Below are 24,743 nucleotides of genomic sequence, written 5' to 3' on the forward strand. Positions count from 1 at the left end.
ATGTTTTTATTGTAGCATATATTTACGGCTTTGTCAAATTATATTGGAATAATTCCAGTATTAATAGAACACCATTTTAAATATTAATATTTATGATACTATTTATTGGAGAGGTGATTTCTATGGATATTGGTAAAAAAATTAAAACCCTGAGGCTTTCCAAACCCCTCACCCAGAATGAACTGGCTAATATACTTGGGGTGAGTAAATCTACTATGTCTAACTATGAAAGAAATATCAGCACCCCGGATCCTGATATTTTATTAAAATTGGCGACTTACTTTGATGTTACAGTTGATTATTTATTTAATGTAAAACAAGATAAATCAAAGGATCTTATAAAAGAGGGTTCTGCTTATCATTCCGATAAATCCTTAACCAGAGATGAATGGAATACATTAAGCTACTACAGAAGGCTTAGTGATGAGCAGAAAGATTACATTAAGGGTCATATGATACAGTTATATCAGAAAAATACAACTTCTGATAAAACTGAAAAAGGTTGAATCAGGTACTGTTGCTTTGTTACAGCACCTGATTTACCTTTATTATTACTGTTACAGCCGTTATTATATTTGCCGCTTTTATAACTATTTCATTGCTTTTATTTTCTCTGGTACAATTCAATCATGGCATCATCAAATTCTCTCGCTAATTCGATTACCTCAACACTATCAAATGAACCATCATACATATTTAATAACCTGTGAATCTCCTGACGCTTTTTCTCAATATCAAAATATCTTAGATTAGAACCGCTCACAACACTCTCTTCCGGATTACTATACTTATTCTTGTAAAGCCTGCTCTTAGCTTCCATAATTTTATCCTCCTCCAACCGTATCTCATAACCCCTTAATTGCCCTCTATTTCGTGTGAATACTGTCGAACAACGATATTAAATTTAGTACAATCCGATACCATTTCTTGCTTCCCAAGCAAATGATACAACTTAATAATATACAAGATTTACTTTTTTTTCAAGTCTTTTCAATAAAAATCAACATTAATTTACATATAATTTTATTTCCTAAATAACCTGGCTATTTTCATCCATAAGGCTGTACAAATGTTTGCATATGAGTTAGAATATCATTATTAATGCAGTGAAATAAGGAGGTGCCTATGCTTATTACTTATATTCATCACAGTTGTTTTAGCATTGAAACAGAAGAATCAATTTTTCTCTTTGATTATTATAAAGGTAATATCCCCAATTTTACGAAAGAAAAACCCCTTTTTGTCTTCTCCAGCCATTTCCATCAGGATCATTTCAGCCCTGTTATTTTTGAATTGTCAGAGAAATATCCTGACGTTACCTATATTTTATCAAAAGATATCCGTTTAAAAGAACTGAACAGAGATAAATATAATATTATTACAATCGGAAAAAATGAATCCATAACCATGAAAGATTCCCTTAAAGTTGATACTCTTCGCTCAACAGATGAAGGTGTAGCTTTTCTTATAAGTGAGAAGGGTAAAACACTTTACCATGCAGGTGACTTAAACTGGTGGGTCTGGAAGGATGATACTACTTCCGAATATAATAATATGACAAAGAATTTTAAAGATGAAATAAATAAAATATCCGGCAAAGAAATTGACCTGGCTTTTTTGCCCCTGGATCCCAGACAGGAGGAACTATACAGTCTTGGTTTTGATTATTTTATGCAGAATACCAGGACTTCAGTGGCTTTTCCCATGCATTTCTGGCTTGATTACAGCGTCATTGAAAAGTTTAAGAATTCAGAAGAGGCTTCTATCTACAGAGATAAGATTATAGATATTTCATTTGAAGGGCAGACTTTCCAGATAGATTAAAATTTATTTGCTCTTTGGCAGAACAATAATGGAGGATTATATGAAATTTACATTTGCACACAATAACATTAATGTATTGGATTTAGAGAAATCTTTAAAATTTTATAACGAAGCTCTGGGCTTGACTGAAACCAGACGTCATGAACCGGAAGACGGAAGCTTTATCATCGTTTATCTTGGCGATAAAACCACCCCCCATTTATTAGAACTTACCTGGTTAAGCGATTGGGATCATCCTTATGATTTAGGAGATAACGAATTCCATCTGGCATTTGTAACCGATGATTTTGATGGTGCTTACAAAAAGCACAAGGAAATGGGCTGCATCTGCTTTGAAAACCCTACAATGGGTATCTATTTCATCAATGATCCCGATGGTTATTGGCTGGAGGTTATTCCTTCCAGGTAAATAAAGCTATACCAGGAATTACAAAATAAAATTACCAATGAGAGGAGGTAATACATGGATATTAATTACGAGCTATATAAGGTATTCTATTATGTAGCCAAAACCTTAAGCTTCTCCGAGGCTGCTGCCTCCCTGTATATATCCCAGTCCGCTGTAAGCCAGTCTATTAAAGTATTGGAGGGAAATCTGAATCAGACCCTTTTCCTACGAAGCACAAAAAAGGTCTCCTTAACCAAAGAAGGAGAACTTCTATATAAACACATTGAGCCGGCTATAAATTTAATCAGCAGAGGTGAAAATCAGCTTCTTGAGGCTTCCTCATTAGGCGAGAGCCAGCTGCGCTTAGGTGCCAGTGATACTATTTGCCGTTATTATCTTGTACCCTTTTTAGAAGACTTTCATCGAAAATATCCGAGAATTCATATTAAGGTTACAAACGGGACTTCCTTCCAGTGTGCCAAAATGTTAGAAAATAATGAAGTAGACATTATTGTTACGAACTCACCGAACTCTTCCCTGATAAATAGTATGCATATAGAAACTGTTCTGGAATTTAATGACACTTTTATCGTAAACAAGGACTTCTATCCGGTGAAAGATGAACCTCTTACCTTGGAGGAGCTGCTTAAATACCCGATTCTGATGCTTACGAAACATTCTACCACCAGCGAATTCCTGCATAATCTGTTCTTACAGCATTCACTGGATCTGGTTCCGGCAGTGGAATTAAGCAGTAATGACCTATTGATAGATCTGGCTAAAATCGGTCTCGGAGTCGCTTTTATTCCCGACTTCTGCTACAAAAGAGACCCGGAGAACAAACTGGAACCTATCGAATTAAAGGAAACGCTGCCCTCCAGAAAACTGGTGGCTGCCTATAATGATAATATCCCTCTCTCAAATGCCGCAAGATATTTTATTGAACAGCTTACAAGCTAAATCCCATATAAGAGATGAAAAAAGGGTTGTTGCAAAAGGAATGAAGGACTTTGTAAGTCTGATTCCTATAATGCAGCAACTCTTTATTTTAGTTTTTATTACCAATAATTTATTTTGCTGATTAATTTCTTTTATTGCTTTTTTGCTTTCGCTGACCTTAATTTCCTTTGCTGCTTAAGGGATTGCTTCTCTCCTCAAAAAATGCACCGTTATCCGGATTGCATTCCGACTGAGGTTCATAGGCTGCTTTGTGTACCATAGCTGAACCAACATAAATATCCCTTGTTTTCTTGTATTTCTCTTCTAACTCTTCTTTTGTGTTGTTAGAGGTTGCTTTTAAATTGTTTTGCTTTTCATTGGGTGAACTCATAAGATACATCCTTTCTCTATCTTAGTTACAAGGTCAGTATTCCCAATTACTAATCCGGTATCCGGCAAATATACATGAATTAAATCCTTTTCATAAGCTTTTCCGTAATCTTATCCTCTTCCCTAAGGCTTCCAATCAGTAATTCATTCCTGCTGTTATGAGTTTCCAGATTTCTCTCTGCAGTTCTTAGTCCACTATTAGCATAACAATAGAGGCAACCATTGGAACAGGTATTATAAGCTCCAATATCAATGCTCTCCATGCAACCGCAACCTGCCCTTTGACCGATAGTTTTTCGTATTTTAATTTCCCGGCCCAAGAGTACTTCTATCAGTTTCGGATCTATACAACTGGCTCTTTGAATACCGGATACCTTCTGAAGGATATCCTCACAACAACTTTTAACGATAATTCCATATTTACCAGCAATGGCTTCTAATTCTGCACTTAGACCAAGCATTTCATTATCTGTTATCCTTCGTAAGACACCGGACTCTTCCTGCTTTTTTATTTTTTGATAAATATCCACAAAACTGATATTACACACCGTAGTATATCCACATAAACGGCGGCACATATCCTCAAAAACCTGACGGTGAAAATCAAAGGTGTACTTCTCATTTAAAATTATCGGATCATAACGCCATATGACCTTTTCTGTACCAATCATACGGGATAATTCTATAAAGGTATCTATAATATCTTTTTTATCCCGTAAGTTAAGTTCCAGCTCTCTCTCATAGGGTGTTACAGTAAATTGAAAATAGAAGGGATAAACATTATGAAGCAGCAGCGGTAGCTTAGGAAGCATCGGCGCAGGGTCTTTTGACCAGAAAACAAAACAGTCCACCGTATCATGGTTCAGATTAATTCTGCTGACCTGATTCGCGTTCATAGGATTTCTGACACAGACATAACCTTCTTCCAGCCGGTTAAAAAACCAATCGGAATAAAATCTTGGAATATCTGTCCTCCTGGAGGCACTGATAACCATGTTTATAACTCCCCTTTCTTTGATCCTTCTGATAAAAGTCTAATAAATTGCTTGAGCGTCAAGTTCCGGTTTCACAATAAGACGGGACGGTAACTTAAAGCTATTTAGCCTTAAAAACATACACTTTGCTCTTAAAATCTCCCCAGCATAAATCTCCCGGAACATTTAAGCCATAGTTCATTAACTGGGAGCCTCTTAAGACCTCCTCAGTGCCTTCCAGTTCATATTCCAATTCACTGTCAAGACCATTCAGCTTAAAACGGAACAACGCATCATTAGGAGTATTCAGGACGCGGTAGAAGAAAACAACCGCTTCCTTCTTATCCTCTGCTACAAACATCCAGGCTGTGTGATTCCCCTTAAAAGGGCTTAACAGGCGGTAGAAATCACCATATTGAATAAGTCCTCTCAGCTTCTTATAAGCAGCGACCTGGTTCTTTACAATCTCCTTTTCTTCATCGGACATCTTTGTTACATCCAACTCATAACCAAAGTTACCTGCCATGGCAGCATCTCCCCTGAAATGAATGGAGGTCTCTCTTCCGGTCTGATGGTTCGGCACAGCAGATACATGAGCTGTCATCGCACTTGCAGGGTAAACAAGGCTGGTACCATACTGAATCTTAAGCCGCTCAACTCCGTCTGTATCATCACTTGTCCAATTCTGAGGCATATAGTGAAGGATTCCCGGATCAAAACGTCCGCCGCCTCCGGAGCAGCTCTCAAATAGAATCTCAGGGAACTTAGAAGTAATCTCCTCCATTACCCGGTATAAACCAAGGATATAGCGGTGAGCAGTCTCCATCTGGTGTTCCGCTGTAAGTTTTGCAGATCCGATTTCAGACATATTTCTGTTCATATCCCATTTCACATAGGAAATCTCCGCACTGTTCAAGATGTCAGACAGCATATCAATAACAGCCTCCTGCACATCAGCTCTGGAATAATCCAGTATCAGCTGATTTCTGCCAAGATTTCTAAATCTGTCAGGAACGTGAAGGCACCAGTCCGGATGTCCACGGTAAAGCTCAGAATCCGGGGATATCATTTCCGGCTCGAACCACAGTCCGAATTTCATACCTTCTGCTTTAATGGCTTTTGCCAGAGAATCTAAGCCTCCCGGAAGCTTCTCTTTATTTACAAACCAGTCACCAAGACTTGAGTTATCGGAATTTCTCTTACCAAACCAGCCATCATCCAATACCAGTAATTCAATTCCTAATGCTGATGCATCTTTTGCCAGTGCAGTCAGTTTTTCTTCTGCGAAGTCAAAATAAGTCGCTTCCCAGTTATTTATAACTACCGGACGTAAGGCATTACGATATTTTCCCCTTGCCAGACGGTTACGATACAATCTGTGATAGGTTCTTGACATTTCACCGATACCTTCTGAGGAATACACCATAACAGCTTCAGGAGTCTGGAATTCTTCCCCGCTTCCCAACACCCAGGTAAAATCAAAAGGATTGATTCCCATAGCCACTCTGGCAGTCTTATACTGGTCTACTTCAACACTTGCAAGAAAATTTCCGCTATATATCAGGCTGAAACCATATGCTTCTCCAATTGCTTCACCTGCATCCTTTGATACCAGTGCCATAAAGGGATTCTCTGAATGTCCGCTGGCTCCCCTGCGGCTTTCAATAGACTGGGTTCCGTTAACAAGTCCTCTCCTTACCGCATGACGCTCTCTTGCCCAAGCTCCGGATAAGGTTATCAGATCAAAATCCTGATGGTCAAAATCCATGCTCATACTTAAAGCACGAAGTAATTTTAAAGAGGTCTGTCCCTCATTTACAAAGCGGGCAGACCGAATAACCGCGTCATATCCTGCTATAACGGAATATGATAAGATTACCTTAAGTCCAATCAGCTCATCTTTCAAGGTAATCTGAAGGGTCTCTGCCTCCTCCTCTGCTTCGGTATATACGGCTGGAAGACCTTTCAGTCCCGGTTTGCCTTTCAGAATTTCATAGGAAGCATAGGTTAAATCCGTAATTCTGGTACCATTCTCCAATTGAACCTGATAAGCCGGCATACGAAGGTCCGTATTACCATAGGAAGGGTATTCCGCCGGTATCGTATCCAGGGAATACCAGTCATCACCGTTTACGGTAGCATTAAAGGAGGCTCTTCCTGAGGCTTTAACCATAGCTTGCACTGACGGACTGTCTATTTTATTGCCCCAATAAATATGGGATAGATATTTATCCTTTTGAACCTGTAAAATATATGTGGATTTTTCTGTCTGCAGTATAAAACTGCTGCTCTTCTGCTCAAACTGTATATTCATATTTTCCTCTATTCCGCCGCCAGCTGCGGCACATATTCCGATGAAAGAAGCTTAAAATGGCATCTCTGTTCATTTTATAGTATTCTTTTGCATTACAAAGCTACTTCTTCTTTATTATTAATTTTATTCATAATTCATGTATTAAAAAATCCTGCTTTCAAAAATTTCAGGAGAATTGTACAAAAGAGAAAGTACGAATGTGCCTATGGAAAGGTATTAGAAGTCCTTTTCTCTGAAGATTTTGTGCTATAATGTAAAACAGATTGTCTGAGTACACATAGTGTACTCATGCGTAGCGAGTTATCTGTTTTACATTATGACAAGCACAAAATCTTCAGAGAATTAGGACTTCTTATACCTTGGAATTGAAGCATGAGTGCTTTCTCTTTTGTACAATTCTCCGTCCCCTTGCAAACCCCCATCTTTTCAAACACTATTACACCATATTGTACCCAAATATATCTATAACCTCAAGTATTATTTTCAGCAATTACCGTTCTTGTTTTTCTTACAGAAAAATGTTATGATTAGTTGAAAAAACTGCGGAAAGGATGTGGTTTTATGATAAAGTCCGTATTTTCTATCGACTTACCGGTATTAGAAAGTATGAACATATGGAAAAACCGTATTGAACCTCTAAATAAGACCGGTGCAGAGAAAAGAATCTGTATCGTCTCCGGAATTCACGGCGATGAATTGGAAGGTCAGTATATCTGTTACGAAATCATACGGCGAATCAAAGCCAACATTCATTTACTTCATGGAATCATTGATATATATCCCTGTCTAAACCCCCTGGGAATTGAGTCTCTTACACGTGGAATACCAGCCTTTGATTTGGATCTGAATCGTTGTTTTCCCGGAAATAAAAACGGTGATATGGCAGAAAATGCTGCTCAGGCAATCGTAGAAGATATCCTGGGATCTGAACTCTGTGTTGACCTGCATTCCTCTAATATATTTCTTCGTGAGATCCCACAGGTTCGAATGATTGAAGAGAATGCCAAAATGCTTTTGCCCTATGCCAAGCTTTTGAACCTTGACTTTGTTTGGGTGCATCCTTCTGCTACCGTACAGAATGCCACATTGACCCATGCACTCAATACCAGCGGAGTTCCTACCATCGCTGTTGAAATGGGTACCGGTATGCGCATAACAAAGCAGTTTGGGGATCAAATCACAGAAGGTATCTTTTGTCTCCTGAAAGAGCTTGGAATGTGGGAGGGTGAAGTTATAACCCCTAAGACACCGATTATCTCCACAGAAGGCGGAAGTGAAGTAACCATGGTTCATGCGGAAGCCTCCGGAATCTTTCTGCCTGAGGTAGAGCACTGGATGGGTATAAAGAAAGGTGAAGTTATCGGAGACATCGTAGACAGTCTGACCGGTGAGATCAACCAGCATATTCTTGCTCCCTGTGATGGTATGGTATTTACCTTAAGGGAATATCCCGTAGTAAATGAAGGCTCTTTGATAGTCCGTATATTAGGAGGTAATTTTACATGATAAAAGACACAGTATACTCCATCAAGACTCCTTTTCGCGGTGAACTGAGCATTCCCTCCTATCATTTCGGGAAAGGTGAGAAATCTGCCTGCATCGTGGGACCAACCCGCGGTAATGAAGTACAGCAGCTCTACATCTGCTCTCAGATCGTTAAAATCCTTGATAAGCTGGAGAAGGCCGGTGCTATCGTAAATAATAATGAAATTATGGTGATACCTTCTGTAAATCACTACTCCATCAATGTAGAAAAACGCTTCTGGGCTATGGATAACACTGATATTAACCGTATGTTTCCAGGTGACGCAGAAGGTGAAACCACCAGACGAATTGCTGACGGTATCTTCAAAGCTGTAAAAGGTTATAATTACGGCATACAGTTTGCAAGCTTTCATACCCCCGGTGATTTTATTCCCCATGTCAGAATGATGGAAACCGGGTATCAGAATACCAGCCTTGCCAATCTGTTCGGACTTCCTTATGTAGTGACCAGAAAACCACGCCCTATTGATACTGCCACCTTAAATTATAACTGGCAGATGAACGGAACAAATGCCTTTAGCGTATATACTTCCGCTACGGATTATATAGATGAGAAATCGGCTAATCAGGCTGTTTCCTCTGTGCTTCGTTTCCTCACCCGAATGGGGATTATCAAATATAACTGCCATAACGGCTTTATAGCAACTACCCTGGAGGAAGAAAGCCTGATGTCTATCAGAGCAGACGTATCCGGTATCTACAAAAGGTTCAAAGAACCTGGCGAAGAAGTAGCTTTTGGAGACCTTCTGGCAGAAGTGGTCGATCCTATCGAGGGGGAAGTCATCTCACAGATTATCGCCCCAAGTGAGGGTATCATATTCTTTGCCCACAGAAAACCTCTTGTCATCGAAAATTGTACAGTTTATAAGCTGATACGACGACTTCATGAGTAATTGAAGCCAAATACAAAGATGCGATGTCGTCTATCGATTACAACCTGGAATGGAGGATATTTCAGAGTTTTTATGTAGCTTGGTTCATGATGAACTATCTCCAGAAGAAACTACCAATGCCTTTAGACATCTAAAAAAAGAGTGTGCCTCATTGTCCGAAATGTTGTAATATTATGTGGTCTTTAAATATAAATTTTAACTTAGTAACATAGGTTTGGTTTACAACGGACACGGAAATCCCGTGCCTTTCGTCTGTATAATTAATTAATTTGTCTGCAGTCTGAAACGGGCAGTTCACCATGGTGAACTGCCCGTTAATTAGCAATTTGCAATTATTAGTTTGCTGCTTTTGCTTTATCTTCTGCTGCTTTTCTTAAAGTTGCTTCATTCATACACCAGGCGATACACTCATCATAGCCATATTCTTTTGCTTTTGACTGTAATTCAGCTACGATAGTATCAAATTCAGCATCGGTCTTAGCATAAATTGCATTCCAGGAATATGTCTTGATAGCTTCTTTTACCTGGTTCCAGGTAGTACTGAGTTCATCACTCTTAGCACCTGTAGCATAGTTTGTTCCGATTGCTATAGAGAATCTGCCATCATTTAAGTACTCATCAGCACTGAGATATCCGGTATACTTCTTCCACTCCTGTTCAGCATTGGTAGTCTCTTTCTTTAATGTACTACCCCAGAACAGATAGTTAAAGGGTTCTCCATTACCATCAGGGTTAATGCTGTCAAGTGCCCAGGTAGTGTTATTCATCTTGAATCCACCATCATCAAAAGTTCCGCTGTAACCATCTGTCATTTCAGTCTTCGTATCTGCTTTGCAGGCTGCACCTAAATCTGTAAGGTATGCATAACCCTGATCATCATAATCCCAGGCAACGCCTTTGGGACCATAGTTGTAAGTCATAACACCTTCTGGAGTACTAAGCCAGTTAATGATAGCCATGCAAAGTTCAGGATACTGTGAATTTGCACCGATAGACCAAACTCTGTTACCACCGTAAACATTAAGGCCGTAGCTGAGTACTTTCATATCTTTAGCTGTAAGTGGATACATACCTTTTCCATCGGCGGTATGTGCATCTGTATTGTATAATGCCTGACCAAGGAAATTAAAAATATTAAATACAGCAGATCCATCTCTGTAAGCATCGCTGGCTTCATCATAAGTCTGGGTCATGGAATCAGGATCCAGTAAGCCCTTTTGATATAACTGGTTGTAGAACTTAAGACTTCTTATATACATACTGTTATCATCCAAAATAGGCTGTGCAGTCTGTGTATTTACATCATATAAGGTAAATCCGAATTCATCATATCCGTATAAAGCACCAAGTGCCTTAACATACATAACCATATCGCCGTCCCAGTCTTTGAATAAAGACATAGCATAAGTCTTTTGTCCGGAATCGGATGTAGGGTTTTCTTTTACCATTTGCTCAAGTACAGGTATAAAATCTTCTAAGGTATTTACTTCAGGATAACCTAATTTTGAATATAAATCCCATCTGATATCAGGATGATAGAAGAAGGATTCATGTTCATCAGAGGAAGAACCAACGTTGTGACCGAAACCGTATACGGCTCCGCCGGAGATATCCTTGTTCTTCTGAAGGGCTACCTGCATGTTTTCGTTAATATAAGGACCATAATCCTGTAAAATCTCATCTTCATTCCAGTCTAAGAGTAAGCCTGCCTTAATTGCCTGTTTATACTCATCTCCATCCTGTCCGAAGATAACGATATCGCCAAGTTCACCGGATTCCATACGGGTAGAGAATACACCATCACCGGAAGGAATAATGTTAAGCTTAACATTAAACTTATCTTTCATAACCTGAGCAAACCATCCGATCTGCTCTCCTGAATAGTTAGCCAACTGGCTGTATACGGTTAATTCTACTGTTTCTTTGGGAATAATGTCTGCTAAAAGATCCTCAGCGGATTCTTCCGGTTCTGCTGTTGCTGCATCAGTAGCTTCCGGTGTTTCTGTTGCTGCATTATTTCCGCTGCTGTTCTTTACGTTCTTATTACCAGACCCGCAACCCCATAGTCCCCAGCACATAAGTGTTACAATAAGCAAAAGTGATATTAATCTCCTTGCTCTTTTCATAATAATACCCTCCTTTTTATTTATCTTAAAATCGGCGCTATTAAGTTGAATAAGTGATACCGCTATTTAATAAAGCTTTTACCTGTTATAAGGTAAACACAATACAACTTAATAAACCCGAATTCTAACGAAAGATAATCAGCCTTTTACCGCTCCAATCATAATACCCTTTTCAAAATATCTTTGAAGGAAGGGGTATACCAGAAGGATTGGTATAATAGATACCATGGCTACCGTAAATTTAATGGTTCTTGTATTTAACGCCTGCTGTACCATATCAGAAGTAATACCGCTTCCGGATTTCATCAGTGCCGCAAGATTAGAGGACTGGTTCAGGTACACATAAAGTCTGTATTGCAGTGTATATAACTTAGGTGCGCCTGACATTAATATCATGGAATCCGTAAAGGAATTCCAATGCCCTAAGGCACCAAATATTGCTATGGTAGCAAGAATCGGTTTACAGAGAGGGAAGATAATAACTTTGAATCTGGAAATATATCCAGCACCATCAATAGAAGCACTTTCCTCAAGCTCTGCAGGTATGGATTCTATATACGTCTTAACCAGTATGATATTGTAAGGTGCTACAATACTGGGAATGATATATCCTAAGAAGGAATTGGTAAGTCCTAACATGGACATATTCAGATACCAGGGTATCAAGCCGGCATTAAAATACATGGTAACAACCAGCAGACGATACCATACCTTTCTGCCCCACATTTCGGTTTTCGTTACCAGATAGCCTACAAATGCAGAGGCTAATACCATGATAAGGGTACCGATGAGAGTTCTTGCTATGGATACCATGATAGAGCTTCCTAAATTGCTTACACTGGTAAGAGCAAGATAATTGTCAAAATGAATGCCTTTTGGCAGGAAGGTAATACGTCCGGCCTTTATCAGTTCATTATCACTAATGGTATTGATAAACAAATAATAAAAAGGGAAAAAGCAAATAATCGTAAAAATTGAAAAGAACGCATAATTAAAGATATTAAATACAATATCTCCGGGAGAAGATGGGATTCTCTTTTTTACTTTTCGTATTTTTGCTGTACTTATCCCCGTGTCCTTGCCTGTATATCCCATTTTCGCACCTCCTATATAATGCTTTCTTTACGTATCAACTTGGAAAGTCCGTTTGCCATAAACAGCAATATGATACTAATGATTGACTTCACCATACCGACAACAGTTGCCAGCGGAATATTTCCGGTATCACTGCTTCCAAGTCCCAGTAAATATACATAGAGGTCAAGCACCTCTATATTCGATTTATTGGCGGAGTTCTTGAAAACAAAATATTGATCCATACCATTGCTTAGAATACCTGCTATGGCAAGCATTAACAATACAAAGAAGGTAGGTAAGAGACCGGGTACCGTTATGTACCACATTTTCTTGAATCTTCCGGCACCGTCTACCGTTGCCGCTTCGTATAACTGCTGATCGATTCCGGATATGGCAGCCAGATAGATAATAGCTCCCCATCCAAGGCCTTTCCATAAGCTCCAGGCTAACATCTTCAGCCAGATGTGATCTCCGCTTAACAGGAAATTTACGCCTTCCTTCAGAACACCCATATCAACTAATACGGTATTAATAAAGCCTTCCGTTGAAAACAATGCAAAAGCAAAAGCATATACCAATACCCAGCTGATGAAATTAGGTATGGTTGTCAGCGTCTGCACCAGCTTACGATATCTGGTAGCCTTGATTTCTGACAGGAATATCGCAAAGGCCATGGGGAAGATGGAAGTTGCAAGGCCCAGACCACTCATTGCAAGTGTATTTTTTAATACTCTTAAGATATCATTTCTGGTTGCGGAATTCTCAAAGAGATATCGAAACCATTTAAAACCAACAAAATTTTCTGCGCTTAAACCAAGTCCCGGTTTGTAGTCATATAATCCATAGCGCCAGCCCCATAAAGGGAGATAGGAAAATACCATACATAATATAAGGAAAGGAAGCATAAGAAGGAACAGATAATACTTTGGTTCCATGGTATATTTTTCTTCCTTGGAAGGTCTTGGTAACAAATAGATGGCAGCCAGTGAAAGTATCAGACATGCCACAGATAAACAGGCCAGTATGATCAATCCCATAGGAAGAACCGGATCTACCTTTTTAAGATTAGTGCTTTCAAGTAACTGATTATAAGCTAAGAAAATTCCCCCAAAACCAATTAAGCTTATAAAAGAACCTAAAGCTGTTAAACGGGCTGACAGTCTCTTTAATTTAAGTTGTCCAAGACTGATTGCTCCTCCGGCACTGCAGGCAAAATACCCAAGACAAGATAACAGTGCTGACAGAAATAATAAGGTTAAAGTCCCCTGCTCCACCCAGCCTCTCATTAAGGCTCTTTTAAATCCCGAAAAAGCAGTTGAGTAAACCAATCCTGATGTAAAAAGGGACAGGTTATCATTAATCAGTCCGCTTATTCTGGCAGGATTCAGTGCGGGCACAAACAAGCTCAACGCCAGTAAGATAACCAGTATTCTAATAATATTTATTAACAGTCCTATGCCAGTTAATTTCTTCTGCCCCATAATTTTTCCTCCATTGTTTATTAACTTAACTTATTGTAAACTTTCTGCATAAAAGATACCACCCAAATATATTGATATTAAATACCCCAATTTTTATACTTAAAACCTGGCTGCTTTTAAGTAACTTTTAAGGTGATTTTCTTAACCTTAATATCATAAGATACTTGCTTTAAAAACAAGTACCTCAGCCTCAGATTAAACGGACCTGTTGGGCAGGATAAGCTTTCAGAGGAGACGCATAAACCAGGAATAACTGGCTGCCTCCAGGCTTTTTCGGTGGCTTTTGGGGTAACTTAAATGACAGTTCCTTTGGGGAGGATGCACCAGCTCTTATGCTGGTAAAAAGAAAGGCTATGAGGTTTTATTCTACTGGTTCCTTCACCTTTAAACATGTTACAGCTACTTATCAGTTAAGCAAAACCCTTAAGTTTCGTGGTACCCCTCCATAGTATACTAACAGTTCCATGCTTTTAAGTTTTTGCACCACAGATTCTACATAATCTACATACTCTACATACTCTATATACTCTACAGACTCCTCCTTCCTTCAGCCGGAAAGAATCAGCTGTGTTCCTCTTTCGTAAATTCAGTCATTTCTTATGTTCCTATCATACCCTGTTTTTGGACAGACCTCCTTGCAAAAGGTACTGTAAGTTCCAGTATTTTTCCTACCATATATTTCTTGTAAAATCCAATTATAGTATACCGAACTCTCTGGCAAAATGCTAAAAAGCTCTTATTTGTGTGAAATAGCAGACTGTTTTTATATAGATTTCACAGAATTTTCATATAATTTATCCAAAAACCTATTCAATGAACTTGACTTATATGGAAAAAGTATTAAAATGATATTATGTGTCTTTTTCTACAATCGTCACATGAATCACATATAATGGAGGAAGTACAGTGAAGAAATCAAAAAAGATCATTACCAGACTGTTAGTTATGGCTTTAACAGCGGGAATGATATTCGCTGCAGGATGCAGCAAAAAAACAGACTCTACCTTAGTGGTAACAGTTAACGATGAAAAGCTTACAATGCAGGATATGATGTATTTCATTTATGCTTTGGAAGCTCAGGGGCAGATGTATGCACAATACTACCCTACCTATTGGGATATGGAATATTCCGAAGGTGTCACCATGAGGGATCAGATGAAGACAAGTGTTATGGATGTTGCCGTTATGTGGGAAATTCTTTATCAGAAATCGAAAGATGCAGGTAATACTCTTACTGACGAAGAAAAGACAAACATTGAAACAGAAGTTGAATCTATCATAACTTCATTAAAGGATGATGAAGAGCGTCTCAAACTTACAGGTTTTACAAAAGAAAATCTGATAAAAGCACAAGAGAAATTACAGCTGGCGGACAAGTATTACCAGACCGTTCTTGATTCACTTGAAGTGAAAGAAGATGAAATAAAAGCTGGTATTGACAAAGAAACTTACAGACAATATGATACAGAGTATTTATATGCAGCAACCTCTAAATACAATGAAAGCTATCAGTTAGAGGAGCTTACCGATGAAGAAAAAGCTGCTGCAAAGGATGCCATAGAACAAGCCCTGAAAGATGTACAGGCAGGTAAAGCATTTGCCGATATCGCTAAAGATAATGAAGCTTTAACTACTACCACTCTTAACTTTGTTAAAGATGATGGAACTGCTGAAGCTGAATATCAGGAAGCTGCCATGAAACTGAAGAACGATGAAGTAACCGATGGAATTATTGAAACTTCTAAAGGTTATTACATTATTAAGATGACAGATAACAATAGCACCGAAAGTTATGATGCAGCTGTTACAGAAGCCATCAGCAATGCTAAGACGGAAGCTTTTACAGATAAGTATGAGAATGAAATCAAAAAAGAATACACAATAACTGTTAACGATAAAGTATGGGATACCGTTGTAATGGGACAGACTACAATTCCTGAAGCAGAGAGAATTACTTCTACTCCTACACCGGAAGAAGCTACTTCTACTCCTGAGGCAACTGCAACTCCTGAAGCTACCGCTACCCCTACAGAGAGCGGTAAATAATTCCGGACTTTAAATAATTTACGTTATAAAAGCCTTTTTTCACTGTAAGTTGATTACTTACTTTAGAAAAAGGCTTTTATTTTTTATTTTCAGGAACTATTTTTCCTATTAATCGTCTAATCTATATAACAGGTAATATTCCTAATTAGCCTGGGATTGAATACTCAAGCGGCATCTGTCAATTTCCTTTTATCCTGTTAGACCTTGAGGCAAATGGAAGTAAATAAGAGCGTAAGAAACTCTCTTAAGCAACAAGCTTTTGTAAGAACTGCCTTTACAAACCAGAAAAGGATAAAGGAAGCGCAGAAAAAGGAACTGATAGCCAAGCTACTTTCACTTATCATTATTATGTACGTGTGCAAAAGCACGCAGATTGGAGATTATTATGAAAAATAAAAGGAATATTCTTGGTATATTAATATTAGCTTTAGTGCTCTTTACCGTATCATTAACTACTGTACAAGCAGCTGGACAGTATAAGAAGAACAACACAAACAAAAGTCAGGATTCCAAAAACAATTCAAAGGCTACAAAGAAAGAGGATAAGAAGGCTGCTAAGAAGAAGGTTACCATTAAACCTGAAGCTGTTCTGAATAAGGACTCTCTTGATTTTAAGATTATTATCAAGAATCCTACCAAAAAAGATGTTACCATTGAAAGCAGCTCGGGACAGGTATTTGATTTTGAAGTATTAGATGCAAAAAAACAGCCTTTGTACCGCTGGTCAGCAGACAAGAGCTTTATCGCAGTTCTTACCACTACTGAAATAAAAGCAAAGGATAAGCTGGAATTAGGTGATTCTTTAACCGGTGAAGTGTTCCAGGAAATTAAGGATAAAGCAGTTTATGTGAAAGCCTATATAACCGGTACTGCTGATTTCGTAAATCAGGACGGATATCTGGTAAAGATTAAGAAATAAATTACATTGATTTGAAGGGCAGGATGAGTTTATTCAAAAGGGGACGGTGAATTGCACCAAAAAGAAAGAACTCATGCTTCAATTCCAAGGTATAAGAAGTCCTAATTCTCTGGATGTTTTGTGCTTGACATCTTATAAAGTAGATAACTCGCTGCGCTCAAACAATCTGCTTTATAAGATAGCACAAAATATCCAGAGAAAAGGACTTCTAATACCTTTCCATAGGCGCATTCGTTCTTTCTTTTTGGTGCAATTCACCTGACATTTTTTCTATTCTTCTGTTCTTCCGTTCTTCTATTCTTCTATTCTTTTATTCCTCTGTTCTTTTAAATTCTTTTGGACTTATGCCTACATATTTTTTAAATTTAGAATAGAAATAGTCTATATTGCTGTAACCTACCTGCTCTGAAATCTGGTATACCTTAAGGTCTGTTTCCTGCAGCAGTCTCTTCGCGTTCTTTATTCGGATGGCATCCAGAACGTTGTTAAAGTTCTCTCCTATTTCTTTTTTAAAGATTTTTCCGAGATAGGCACTATTGTAATTAAAAAGTTTGGCTATACTCTCAAGCTTTAGATCCTGTCCGTAATTCTTCTCCATATATGCTATCATTCTTTTTATTACATTTTCAGAAGCGACAACACAGATTACTTTTGAGATTTCATCACAGAAATTATAGAGATTATTAAGTAAGACCGATAAGCTTTCGGCTTTTTTCATCCGGTCTGCATATTTCTGATACTCATCCTTAAATTGCTCCCGGTATTTATCATACTTTTTTTCCAAAATATGATGAAGATAGGAAATGCATTGGGTTATCTGAACCTTGATATCCCATTCCTTGATCAGCCGTCCGCGATACAGTTCTTCCTTCTCCCTGATAGCTTCTTTCAGTGCTCCCATATCTCCGATTTCTATAAAATTTAGTAACAGCTCCGGAAACTCTTTATCTTCCGTTATACCACTGGCCTTTAAGGTTTCTATCCCCACCGCTTCCATTTCTTTAAAGGAAAACTGATACTCTGAGAGCAGCTTCGCACTTTCATAAGAAAAATGAAGATCCTGCCAGTAGGTAACACTATGTCCCACTGCTATAAAGAAGCCTTCCGTAAAACGTTTCTTAACCTTTTCATTGCTTATAAGAAGCTGTTTTTTTACTTCTTCATAACCTAGTCCTTTGCAGATCAGTACCAGCTTGTCGTCCATAATGACCTTATCGACATGCTCCATATCCCATAACATCAGGTCGATTTTATCCTGGGAAATTCCGTTCTCTTCGTTGCTTTCCCTGTCCTTTAGGATTGCTGCACAGAAACTGTTGTATTTAAAGTCCATGCCATATAGCTTAATTTCCCGCTTCAGGGCTTCTCTGTCCGAGGTATGCAATAAAAGATGGGACAGCACCTGCTGCCTTGCCTTTAATTCACTGAGGGTATAGTAATCATCCAAATGCTTCTTGGCATCCAGCTCTGCCAGTAATTCTTTCACATTCTCCAATAACTCATCTTCATCTATAGGTTTTAGTAAATATGCACGAACCCCCAGAGATACGGCTGACTTTGCAAACTCAAAATCCGAATAACCAGTAAGGATTATAAACTTTCCTTCAAAGCCTGCTTTCTTTGCCTCACGAATCAACTCTATTCCACTCATACCAGGCATTTTAACATCTACCAGCACCAGATCAGGGGAATATTCCAGTACCTTTTTTAATCCGTCCTTCCCATCATAACCTTCCGCACATACCTCAAAGTTGTAATCTTCCCAATCGATAAGGCACTTAATGCCGTCTCTTACAATCATTTCATCGTCTATAATCATAACCTGGTACATTTAGCCCCTCCTCAACCTAACTATATAAGTTGGATTATGCTTATTTCCTCCAAGGTAGATACTGCAATTACTTTTTAATCCTTGAATAGGAATAAAGAATACCCTGTACTTATATCATCTAAATATTGTATCAGCTCATATCCTTCGGAAGTTGAATGGTAATTTTGGTTCCCTTATTTTCTTCACTTTCAATCAGCAGTCCGTATTTGTCACCATACAAGAGTTTGATTCTCTGATTTACATTATTTAGTCCTATGCTGCTCCTGGTAAGCCTTGCGTAATCATTAAGACTGTCTTTTATTTCTTCCAGGGTCTCCCCGGTCATCCCAATACCGTCATCTTCTACAATAATATATAAACTGTCTGTCATACTTACATCAATTTTAATCCCACCTTCACCCTCTTTGGCTTCCAGTCCATGTATAAATGCATTTTCAACAATTGGCTGAATAATAAGAGGCATGATCTTAAGCTGCTCCACATCACAGTAGAGATTAATATGAAAATGTATTCTCTCACCGAAACGATACTGCTGTATCTTTAAATAATATTCCACCAGCTCAAGCTCTGATTTTAAGGTAACCAGCGTATCTCCCGCCTGTATATTCCTGCGCATTATCTTAGCCAGCATTTTTACCAGCTCTTCAATATCCTTCTCACCGTTGCATCTTGCTTTCATTCTGATAGTTTCCAGGGTATTGTAGAGGAAATGGGGATTTATCTGACTTGCTAACATTTTAAACTCTACCTCTTTTTGCCTGCTGTTAAGCTTTTCCTTCTGTACCTGTTCCTCATAAATGGTAGTTATCAAATGCTGAAGGCTATTAATCATTGTATTCAGGTCCTTGTATAAATCAGCGATTTCATCATTTCCATTCACTTTAGAGAGATTGAAATCTCCGGCAGCAGCCTTATGAATCTGCACCTTAAAGTTGTTTAAACGCTTACTGAAATTACCGGCGTAAAGTGCTATGATACCAATGGAAAGAGTTGTGGGAAGCAGCCAATATAGCCAGGACCAGCTGCTCCCTTTATATTCAGCATAGATATCCTTATATTCCCGTTTACTGATTAAAGTAAATTGATTCTCAGTATTGTCAAGATTTAATTCTTCTTTTAAGACTGTGGACTTTTTGGTATCAATACTACTTTCGGATTTTGTCTTTGTGAATATAACTTCACCGTCCAGGAGAATCTGATAAGCAGAATTACCCGCCAGACAAATATCCTCCAGGAACTCGGTATCGGTTATAACAGAGAGAATTCCATTCTCATGATTGCCACCTGACTGTACAGCAACGGATAAAGTCAGATAAGACGATTCTTCCGCTTTTAAAAACGTAAACTGAACCTTATCTTTTATGTCCGAGTTTATGGGCAGGATACTCTCCTTAGGCAAATCCACTCCAGCAGCCCAGGCAGTATAATGAGAAGTGTTATCCCTTCCAATCAGCTGGATTCCCTTAAGCTCTGCAAAAACCTTGAAGTATTTTTCATATTCCTTTTGGGCCTCTTTTTGACTTACACCGCTCATATCCGTTTCACTTAACAGCTTCAGTAACTCATTATAAGGCTGGAGATAGTTTCTTACAGCTTCCTTTACCAGCAGCAGCTCTGCACTCTGGCTTTCCCTTTCTTTCGTCAGTGCCTGTCTGCGGGTATTTCTGGAATAGAAGAAACTGCTGCAAACCAGAGGAATCATTATGCTTAATAAAAAGACAAGGAGCATTCTTTCTCTAATTTTCAGATGCTTTGAAAAAAATAACTTCAGCTTTTCCCTCATTATCTTACCCGCGCTTTCAGGGGTTGCCGGTTATAAGGTTCAAGATATATCAACTATGTAAGCTGATTCTGGACTTGCTTTACTTTTGCATAGTCGGACTTATAAACTTACAGATAACCGGCAGCCCCTATTCTAGTTTTTATACTTAAATTTATACTTATTACGTAACTGTAACAAAATAGATTCTATCCTTTAACATATGAAAGATTACTTTATTATTTTCCGTGTAATAATCCACTTCATTGCCCCAGCCATCTCTGATACAGTAGTTTCTTCCTGCCTTCTTGATTACACAGTTACGGTCTTTTACACAGATAATCCTTGCTTTGGTAAGCATCCCTTCTTCCCATTCCATGTCAACGGTAAAGCCTCCCCTTGCTCTCAAGCCACTTATTTTACCGCCCTTCCAGCCTGATGGCAGGGCCGGAAGAAAATTAAGCTCACTGTAATAGCTCTGCAGCAGCATCTCTAAAATTGCAGCTGTTCCGCCGAAATTACCGTCTATCTGAAAAATCTTAGGCGGATGAAGATCCAACAGTGTCTCAGTTGCAAAGTCTCCAATTAAAGCCCTGATATGTTCCCAGGCTAAGTCACCTTCTCCAAATCTCGCATAAAGGCAGGCAACCCAGGCACGGCTCCACCCTGTATAGCCGCCTCCTGCACTTAATCTAAGCTCCAGAGATTTTCTTGCGGCTGCAAATAATTCAGGTGTCCGCTCCCTGTCAATCTGTTCTCCGGGGAATACACCAAAGAGATGGGATACATGCCTATGGTTTGGTTCAATTTCTTCAAACTCCTGATTCCATTCCAGCAGCTGACCCTTACTGCCTATCTGCAAAGGAGGCAGATTATCCATTATCTCTTTCCAGAGCTTAACCTTATCCCTGTCCGTCTTAAGAATTTCAGCAGCTTCTATACAATGGCTTAATAAATCCATAACCATTTCAACATCTACCGTCGAGGAGATACATATGGTAACCGGCAGGCTTCCGCCTCCGGCAAACCGATTCTCCGGAGACTGGGAAGGCATTATCTGATAAATGCCATTCTTGTCTTTTACTAAAAAGTCTTCATAAAAGGCTGCTACCTCTTTCATAAAAGGATAACCTCTGTCTTCTAAGAATTCCATGTCCTGTCCATACTCATAATGCCACCACATATGCTGAGCCAGCCAGGCAGATACACCAACCCAGACCGACCAGCCATAGGTTTCCGGTGTGGCACAGCCCCATACATCCGAGGATAAGGGCAGCCAGATACCATTGCAGCCGAACAGCTTCTTTGCGGCTTCTCTTCCATAAGGTATCATTTTCTCCAAATATACAATCAAGGATTCCGTATAATCTTCTAAATGACCATTTTCAGCCGGCCAGTAGTTCATCTGTAAATTTACATCATAATGATAATCGCAATCCCAGGCTGGTGCCAGTTCTTCATTCCACTTTCCCTGAAGGTTTGCCGGCAGTTCACCATTTGCACAGGAGGCACATAATAAATATCTTCCGTAGTTAAAGTAAAGCAATGGAAGTGTCAAATCCTCCCTGCCTTCTCTGTAGGCTTTGATTCTATCGTTGGTAGGCATATCGGGTTCTTCTGCATAGATGTTTAAATGCAGTCTTCCGTAATTCTTCTCATGCTCCACCATATTCTCCTTATAGAGTCTCTCCCAGGATTTCACTGGCATGGGATGTCTTCTGCACTCCTCTAAGGGCAGCTCATTCTTTACATCAGTTCCAATATTGATAAATACAAGAATCTCCTTGGCATCCTCTACTCTGAGTCTGTCATTATCAAGGGGGAATACTTTACCTCCTCTGATCTTAAGATCCGCTTTTACGCAGAATTTCATGCCTCCTTTGAAAGCTCCATGCATGATAATAGTAGCATTCCCTGAATCAAAAGATACATCACAATTGGGATCTTGTATACGATCAAGCCAGAAAGTGCCGCATACTTTATCCTCTCTGGCATATATTCTGACTATGATACAATCTTCTATTAAATGACCAATAACCGTTCTGGAAATATTCCTTCCATCGGCATCATAGGTTACCTTAACTCTTGCTCTTTCTAAATTCAGTTCCCTTTTATAATTAGCAGCCTCCCCCTGATCCAGTGAGAAATAAAAATCCCCGGCCGGCTGATAGGAGTCTTCTTTTGTAGGCCTGTCGCTGATTCCCCCATTGCCCCCCCAGGCTTCGTTGGCGAGAATAGTAGCCTCCTCATAGTTCTCTTCCATTAAAAGTTCCCTCACTTTAGGAAGATATGCACTACGGTCTTCATTTTTTCTATCCTTATTCCTGCCTATACACAGCCACTCATGATTTAAGGCAATTCGTTCTGTCTCAATACCGCCAAGGACCATACCAGCCAGCCGCCCTGTTCCTATAGGCAGGCCGTTCTGCCACTCAGCAGCAGGAGATGTATACCACAATCTATGATTCAATGCCCTTCCTCCAATCGTCTTACATGCTCTCATATTTCGGAATATGCTCCCAAGCTACACGAACATATTTTCCATTAAGTGCATTATAATCCCTCACAGTACGAATAAATACCCTAATTTATTAATAAAAAACACCCAAATTTTTATACCGTAATTATTTTGTCTTTCCACTTCTCTTCCAGAACCGTTCTATCTGTTTCTCAGTGACACTGTCTACAAAATCTCTTTTTATGATTAAAAAGCTCTCAATATTATTCATGATACCATAAAGTATTGCTCTGTTCTCAAATTCTTCTCTGGTTGCAGGCACTGGTTCTTCTTTAAATAACTCCTTCATCCGATTGAGTTCCTTGATTAACTCTCTTGCATTATTGGATTCACGGAACTGCTCTTTGATCTTGTCCATCATATAAGCAAGGGGGTTGGCTTGCTTTGGAATAAGCTTAAGCTGTTTCATATCTGCCAGGGTCTGCTTTAACATCAGGACCTGCTCTTTTCTCATGGTAAAATAGCCTATATAGTATCTGGTATCTGTAAGCAGGGTATTATTCATATTTTCGTAGGCCTGTTTCTGGGCAAGATTAAGATGCTCCTCCAGACTTGACAGCATATGGTCAAGTTCCTGCATTTTCTCCCTGTCAGGAGCCATATCATCGTCTTCCTGCCCGCTTTTGTTTTTTACTCTTAATACAGCTGCCATGTTCTTAAGTATATCTTTTACTTCTTCCTCTACAAGTACTATGTCTTTTAGCACCGCACCTGTGTTATCCGGCATATAGAGATTTAAGATTACACCAATTATAATTCCAATACCTAAAATCGCCACTTCATTTCCGATAAACCCCAGACTCATATTCTGTTCTATCAGGAAATGACTGACCAATACCGAACACATAGGAATACCTTCTGTTATGTGAAAGAGATAACTGGCTGTCACAAAGAACAGGAGAAATAAGCCGAAGGTAACGGGATGATACCCCAGGCTCTGAAAGATTATCAGAGCGATGAGAACTGCTGTGGCAAATGCCGCGAATCTTTTTATTGCCACTTTTAAGGTTTCTTTTTTGGTATCCTGTATACTTAACAGGGTTATAATGCCGGCGGAGGCACTATAGGAAAGCCCCAGTAAATCTGCCAGGATGATGGCAAGACAGCTGCCGGCTGCTATTTTAATTATTTTTAACCAGGTACTGGTGTTTATGGTTCGCTTTTTCAATGGTTAGTCCTCTCTTACTGTTGTTATGAGAACAGTTTTAGCAAAAGTAAGGGGGTTTGTCAAGCAGACCTTTGAAGGATGTATGGATTACAGGACTGGGGATTAAGTAATTGAAAATGGGAGGCTGTGGACACGGACGATGAAGAGGACGTTCTGTTTATACGTTTTGCTTTCGAGAACCCTTACTACACTAAAGTACCGGCAGTTGTAACTGGACAGATAAAACAGTGCCAAACTCGCTGTGACCTTGTGGTAATATTAGATTACCGCGCTCAAACAGTGGCACTGTTTTATCTAGTTACAACTGCCGGTACTTAAGTTTCATAAGGAACCTCTCAAGGCAAAACTACTAAACAGAACGTCCTCTTCATCTGGGTATTGTATTCTTCTAATTTCATAAAATACGCCTATGGAAAGGTATTAGAAGTATGAGTCTTTCTATTTTATGCAATTTTACTGTCCCATTGCGAAAAACTAGTTTTCTGCCACTTTAATCCTAATAGCTTCTTATATAATTATTCAGAATAATCTAAATAAAATTCCCTTTCTCA

20 protein-coding genes are annotated in these 24,743 nt (G+C 39.0%); 9 read left to right on the forward strand and 11 right to left on the reverse strand.

Features of this window, described 5'->3' with window-relative positions; translation table 11 throughout:
- Positions 1 to 122: 122 nt before the first annotated feature.
- Positions 123 to 506, forward strand: a complete 384-nt coding sequence (locus tag BR73_RS27870; RefSeq protein WP_051685517.1) for a helix-turn-helix transcriptional regulator — start codon at positions 123 to 125, stop codon at positions 504 to 506.
- Between the two features lie 98 nt (positions 507 to 604).
- Here BR73_RS27870 and BR73_RS0123130 read toward each other — a convergent pair whose 3' ends face one another.
- Positions 605 to 820 (reverse strand): hypothetical protein, encoded by a 216-nt coding sequence (locus BR73_RS0123130; RefSeq protein WP_033168196.1) that lies wholly within the window; start codon positions 818 to 820, stop codon positions 605 to 607.
- A gap of 305 nt (positions 821 to 1,125) precedes the next feature.
- Between BR73_RS0123130 and BR73_RS0123135 the strand changes: the two genes are divergently transcribed.
- The 3 genes from BR73_RS0123135 to BR73_RS0123145 are packed head-to-tail and all read left to right on the forward strand — an operon-like array spanning position 1,126 to position 3,172.
- Positions 1,126 to 1,824 carry an MBL fold metallo-hydrolase gene (locus tag BR73_RS0123135; protein ID WP_033168197.1) on the forward strand — a complete coding sequence of 233 codons (699 nt, stop codon included), beginning with the start codon at positions 1,126 to 1,128 and terminating at the stop codon, positions 1,822 to 1,824.
- 40 nt (positions 1,825 to 1,864) lie between these two features.
- Complete coding sequence (locus BR73_RS0123140) at positions 1,865 to 2,233, forward strand: VOC family protein (protein ID WP_033168198.1); 369 nt, start codon at positions 1,865 to 1,867, stop codon at positions 2,231 to 2,233.
- Between the two features lie 54 nt (positions 2,234 to 2,287).
- A complete protein-coding gene (locus tag BR73_RS0123145; protein WP_033168199.1) occupies positions 2,288 to 3,172 on the forward strand; it encodes a LysR family transcriptional regulator in 885 nt (294 codons plus the stop codon).
- Positions 3,173 to 3,329: 157 nt separating this feature from the next.
- Here BR73_RS0123145 and BR73_RS0123150 read toward each other — a convergent pair whose 3' ends face one another.
- From BR73_RS0123150 to BR73_RS0123160, 3 genes are all read right to left on the reverse strand, one after another.
- Positions 3,330 to 3,542, reverse strand: coding sequence for a hypothetical protein (locus tag BR73_RS0123150; RefSeq protein WP_033168200.1), 213 nt, complete (start codon positions 3,540 to 3,542; stop codon positions 3,330 to 3,332).
- A gap of 79 nt (positions 3,543 to 3,621) precedes the next feature.
- Complete coding sequence (locus BR73_RS0123155; protein ID WP_033168201.1) at positions 3,622 to 4,536, reverse strand: DUF1848 domain-containing protein; 915 nt, start codon at positions 4,534 to 4,536, stop codon at positions 3,622 to 3,624.
- A 100-nt stretch (positions 4,537 to 4,636) separates the two neighbouring features.
- Positions 4,637 to 6,829, reverse strand: a complete 2,193-nt coding sequence (locus tag BR73_RS0123160; RefSeq protein ID WP_033168202.1) for an alpha-galactosidase — start codon at positions 6,827 to 6,829, stop codon at positions 4,637 to 4,639.
- Positions 6,830 to 7,390: 561 nt separating this feature from the next.
- Between BR73_RS0123160 and BR73_RS0123165 the strand changes: the two genes are divergently transcribed.
- Together BR73_RS0123165 and BR73_RS0123170 are read left to right on the forward strand one after the other, a co-directional pair.
- Positions 7,391 to 8,335 carry a M14 family metallopeptidase gene (locus BR73_RS0123165; RefSeq protein ID WP_033168203.1) on the forward strand — a complete coding sequence of 315 codons (945 nt, stop codon included), beginning with the start codon at positions 7,391 to 7,393 and terminating at the stop codon, positions 8,333 to 8,335.
- Positions 8,332 to 9,267, forward strand: a complete 936-nt coding sequence (locus BR73_RS0123170) for a M14 family metallopeptidase (RefSeq protein WP_033168204.1) — start codon at positions 8,332 to 8,334, stop codon at positions 9,265 to 9,267. The genes BR73_RS0123165 and BR73_RS0123170 overlap by 4 nt, the downstream gene beginning before the upstream one ends.
- A 335-nt stretch (positions 9,268 to 9,602) precedes the next feature.
- On the opposite strand, the gene BR73_RS0123175 is transcribed toward BR73_RS0123170, so the two are convergent.
- The 3 genes from BR73_RS0123175 to BR73_RS28485 form a co-directional block, all read right to left on the reverse strand.
- Positions 9,603 to 11,393 (reverse strand): cytochrome c oxidase subunit IV, encoded by a 1,791-nt coding sequence (locus BR73_RS0123175; RefSeq protein WP_033168205.1) that lies wholly within the window; start codon positions 11,391 to 11,393, stop codon positions 9,603 to 9,605.
- Between the two features lie 138 nt (positions 11,394 to 11,531).
- Complete coding sequence (locus tag BR73_RS0123180; RefSeq protein WP_051685518.1) at positions 11,532 to 12,488, reverse strand: carbohydrate ABC transporter permease; 957 nt, start codon at positions 12,486 to 12,488, stop codon at positions 11,532 to 11,534.
- An 11-nt stretch (positions 12,489 to 12,499) separates the two neighbouring features.
- Positions 12,500 to 13,951 carry an ABC transporter permease subunit gene (locus BR73_RS28485; RefSeq protein ID WP_033168206.1) on the reverse strand — a complete coding sequence of 484 codons (1,452 nt, stop codon included), beginning with the start codon at positions 13,949 to 13,951 and terminating at the stop codon, positions 12,500 to 12,502.
- Between the two features lie 906 nt (positions 13,952 to 14,857).
- On the opposite strand from BR73_RS28485, the gene BR73_RS0123190 reads away from it, so the two are divergent.
- Positions 14,858 to 15,997, forward strand: coding sequence for a peptidylprolyl isomerase (locus BR73_RS0123190; protein WP_033168207.1), 1,140 nt, complete (start codon positions 14,858 to 14,860; stop codon positions 15,995 to 15,997).
- A gap of 385 nt (positions 15,998 to 16,382) precedes the next feature.
- Positions 16,383 to 16,916: a BsuPI-related putative proteinase inhibitor gene (locus BR73_RS26900; protein ID WP_033168209.1), complete on the forward strand. Its 534-nt coding sequence runs from the start codon at positions 16,383 to 16,385 to the stop codon at positions 16,914 to 16,916.
- A 310-nt stretch (positions 16,917 to 17,226) separates the two neighbouring features.
- Here the strand turns inward: BR73_RS26900 and BR73_RS0123205 are convergent, their stop codons facing one another.
- The 4 genes from BR73_RS0123205 to BR73_RS0123220 all read right to left on the reverse strand — a co-directional run bounded on the left by BR73_RS0123205 (position 17,227) and on the right by BR73_RS0123220 (position 24,192).
- A complete protein-coding gene (locus BR73_RS0123205; RefSeq protein ID WP_033168210.1) occupies positions 17,227 to 18,747 on the reverse strand; it encodes a response regulator transcription factor in 1,521 nt (506 codons plus the stop codon).
- A 130-nt stretch (positions 18,748 to 18,877) separates the two neighbouring features.
- Complete coding sequence (locus tag BR73_RS27880) at positions 18,878 to 20,530, reverse strand: histidine kinase (protein WP_051685519.1); 1,653 nt, start codon at positions 20,528 to 20,530, stop codon at positions 18,878 to 18,880.
- Between the two features lie 160 nt (positions 20,531 to 20,690).
- Entirely contained in the window at positions 20,691 to 22,976 is a 2,286-nt protein-coding gene (locus tag BR73_RS0123215; RefSeq protein ID WP_051685520.1) for a glycoside hydrolase family 95 protein, read from the reverse strand.
- A gap of 154 nt (positions 22,977 to 23,130) precedes the next feature.
- Entirely contained in the window at positions 23,131 to 24,192 is a 1,062-nt protein-coding gene (locus BR73_RS0123220) for an aromatic acid exporter family protein (protein ID WP_051685521.1), read from the reverse strand.
- Between the two features lie 126 nt (positions 24,193 to 24,318).
- Here BR73_RS0123220 and BR73_RS0123225 point away from each other — a divergent pair, with 126 nt between their 5' ends.
- Positions 24,319 to 24,510, forward strand: coding sequence for a hypothetical protein (locus BR73_RS0123225; RefSeq protein WP_033168211.1), 192 nt, complete (start codon positions 24,319 to 24,321; stop codon positions 24,508 to 24,510).
- The last annotated feature ends 233 nt before the right edge of the window (positions 24,511 to 24,743 follow it).

The organism is Clostridium sp. KNHs205, from assembly GCF_000702945.1.
In the GTDB taxonomy this organism is placed as follows: domain Bacteria; phylum Bacillota; class Clostridia; order Lachnospirales; family Lachnospiraceae; genus Anaerocolumna.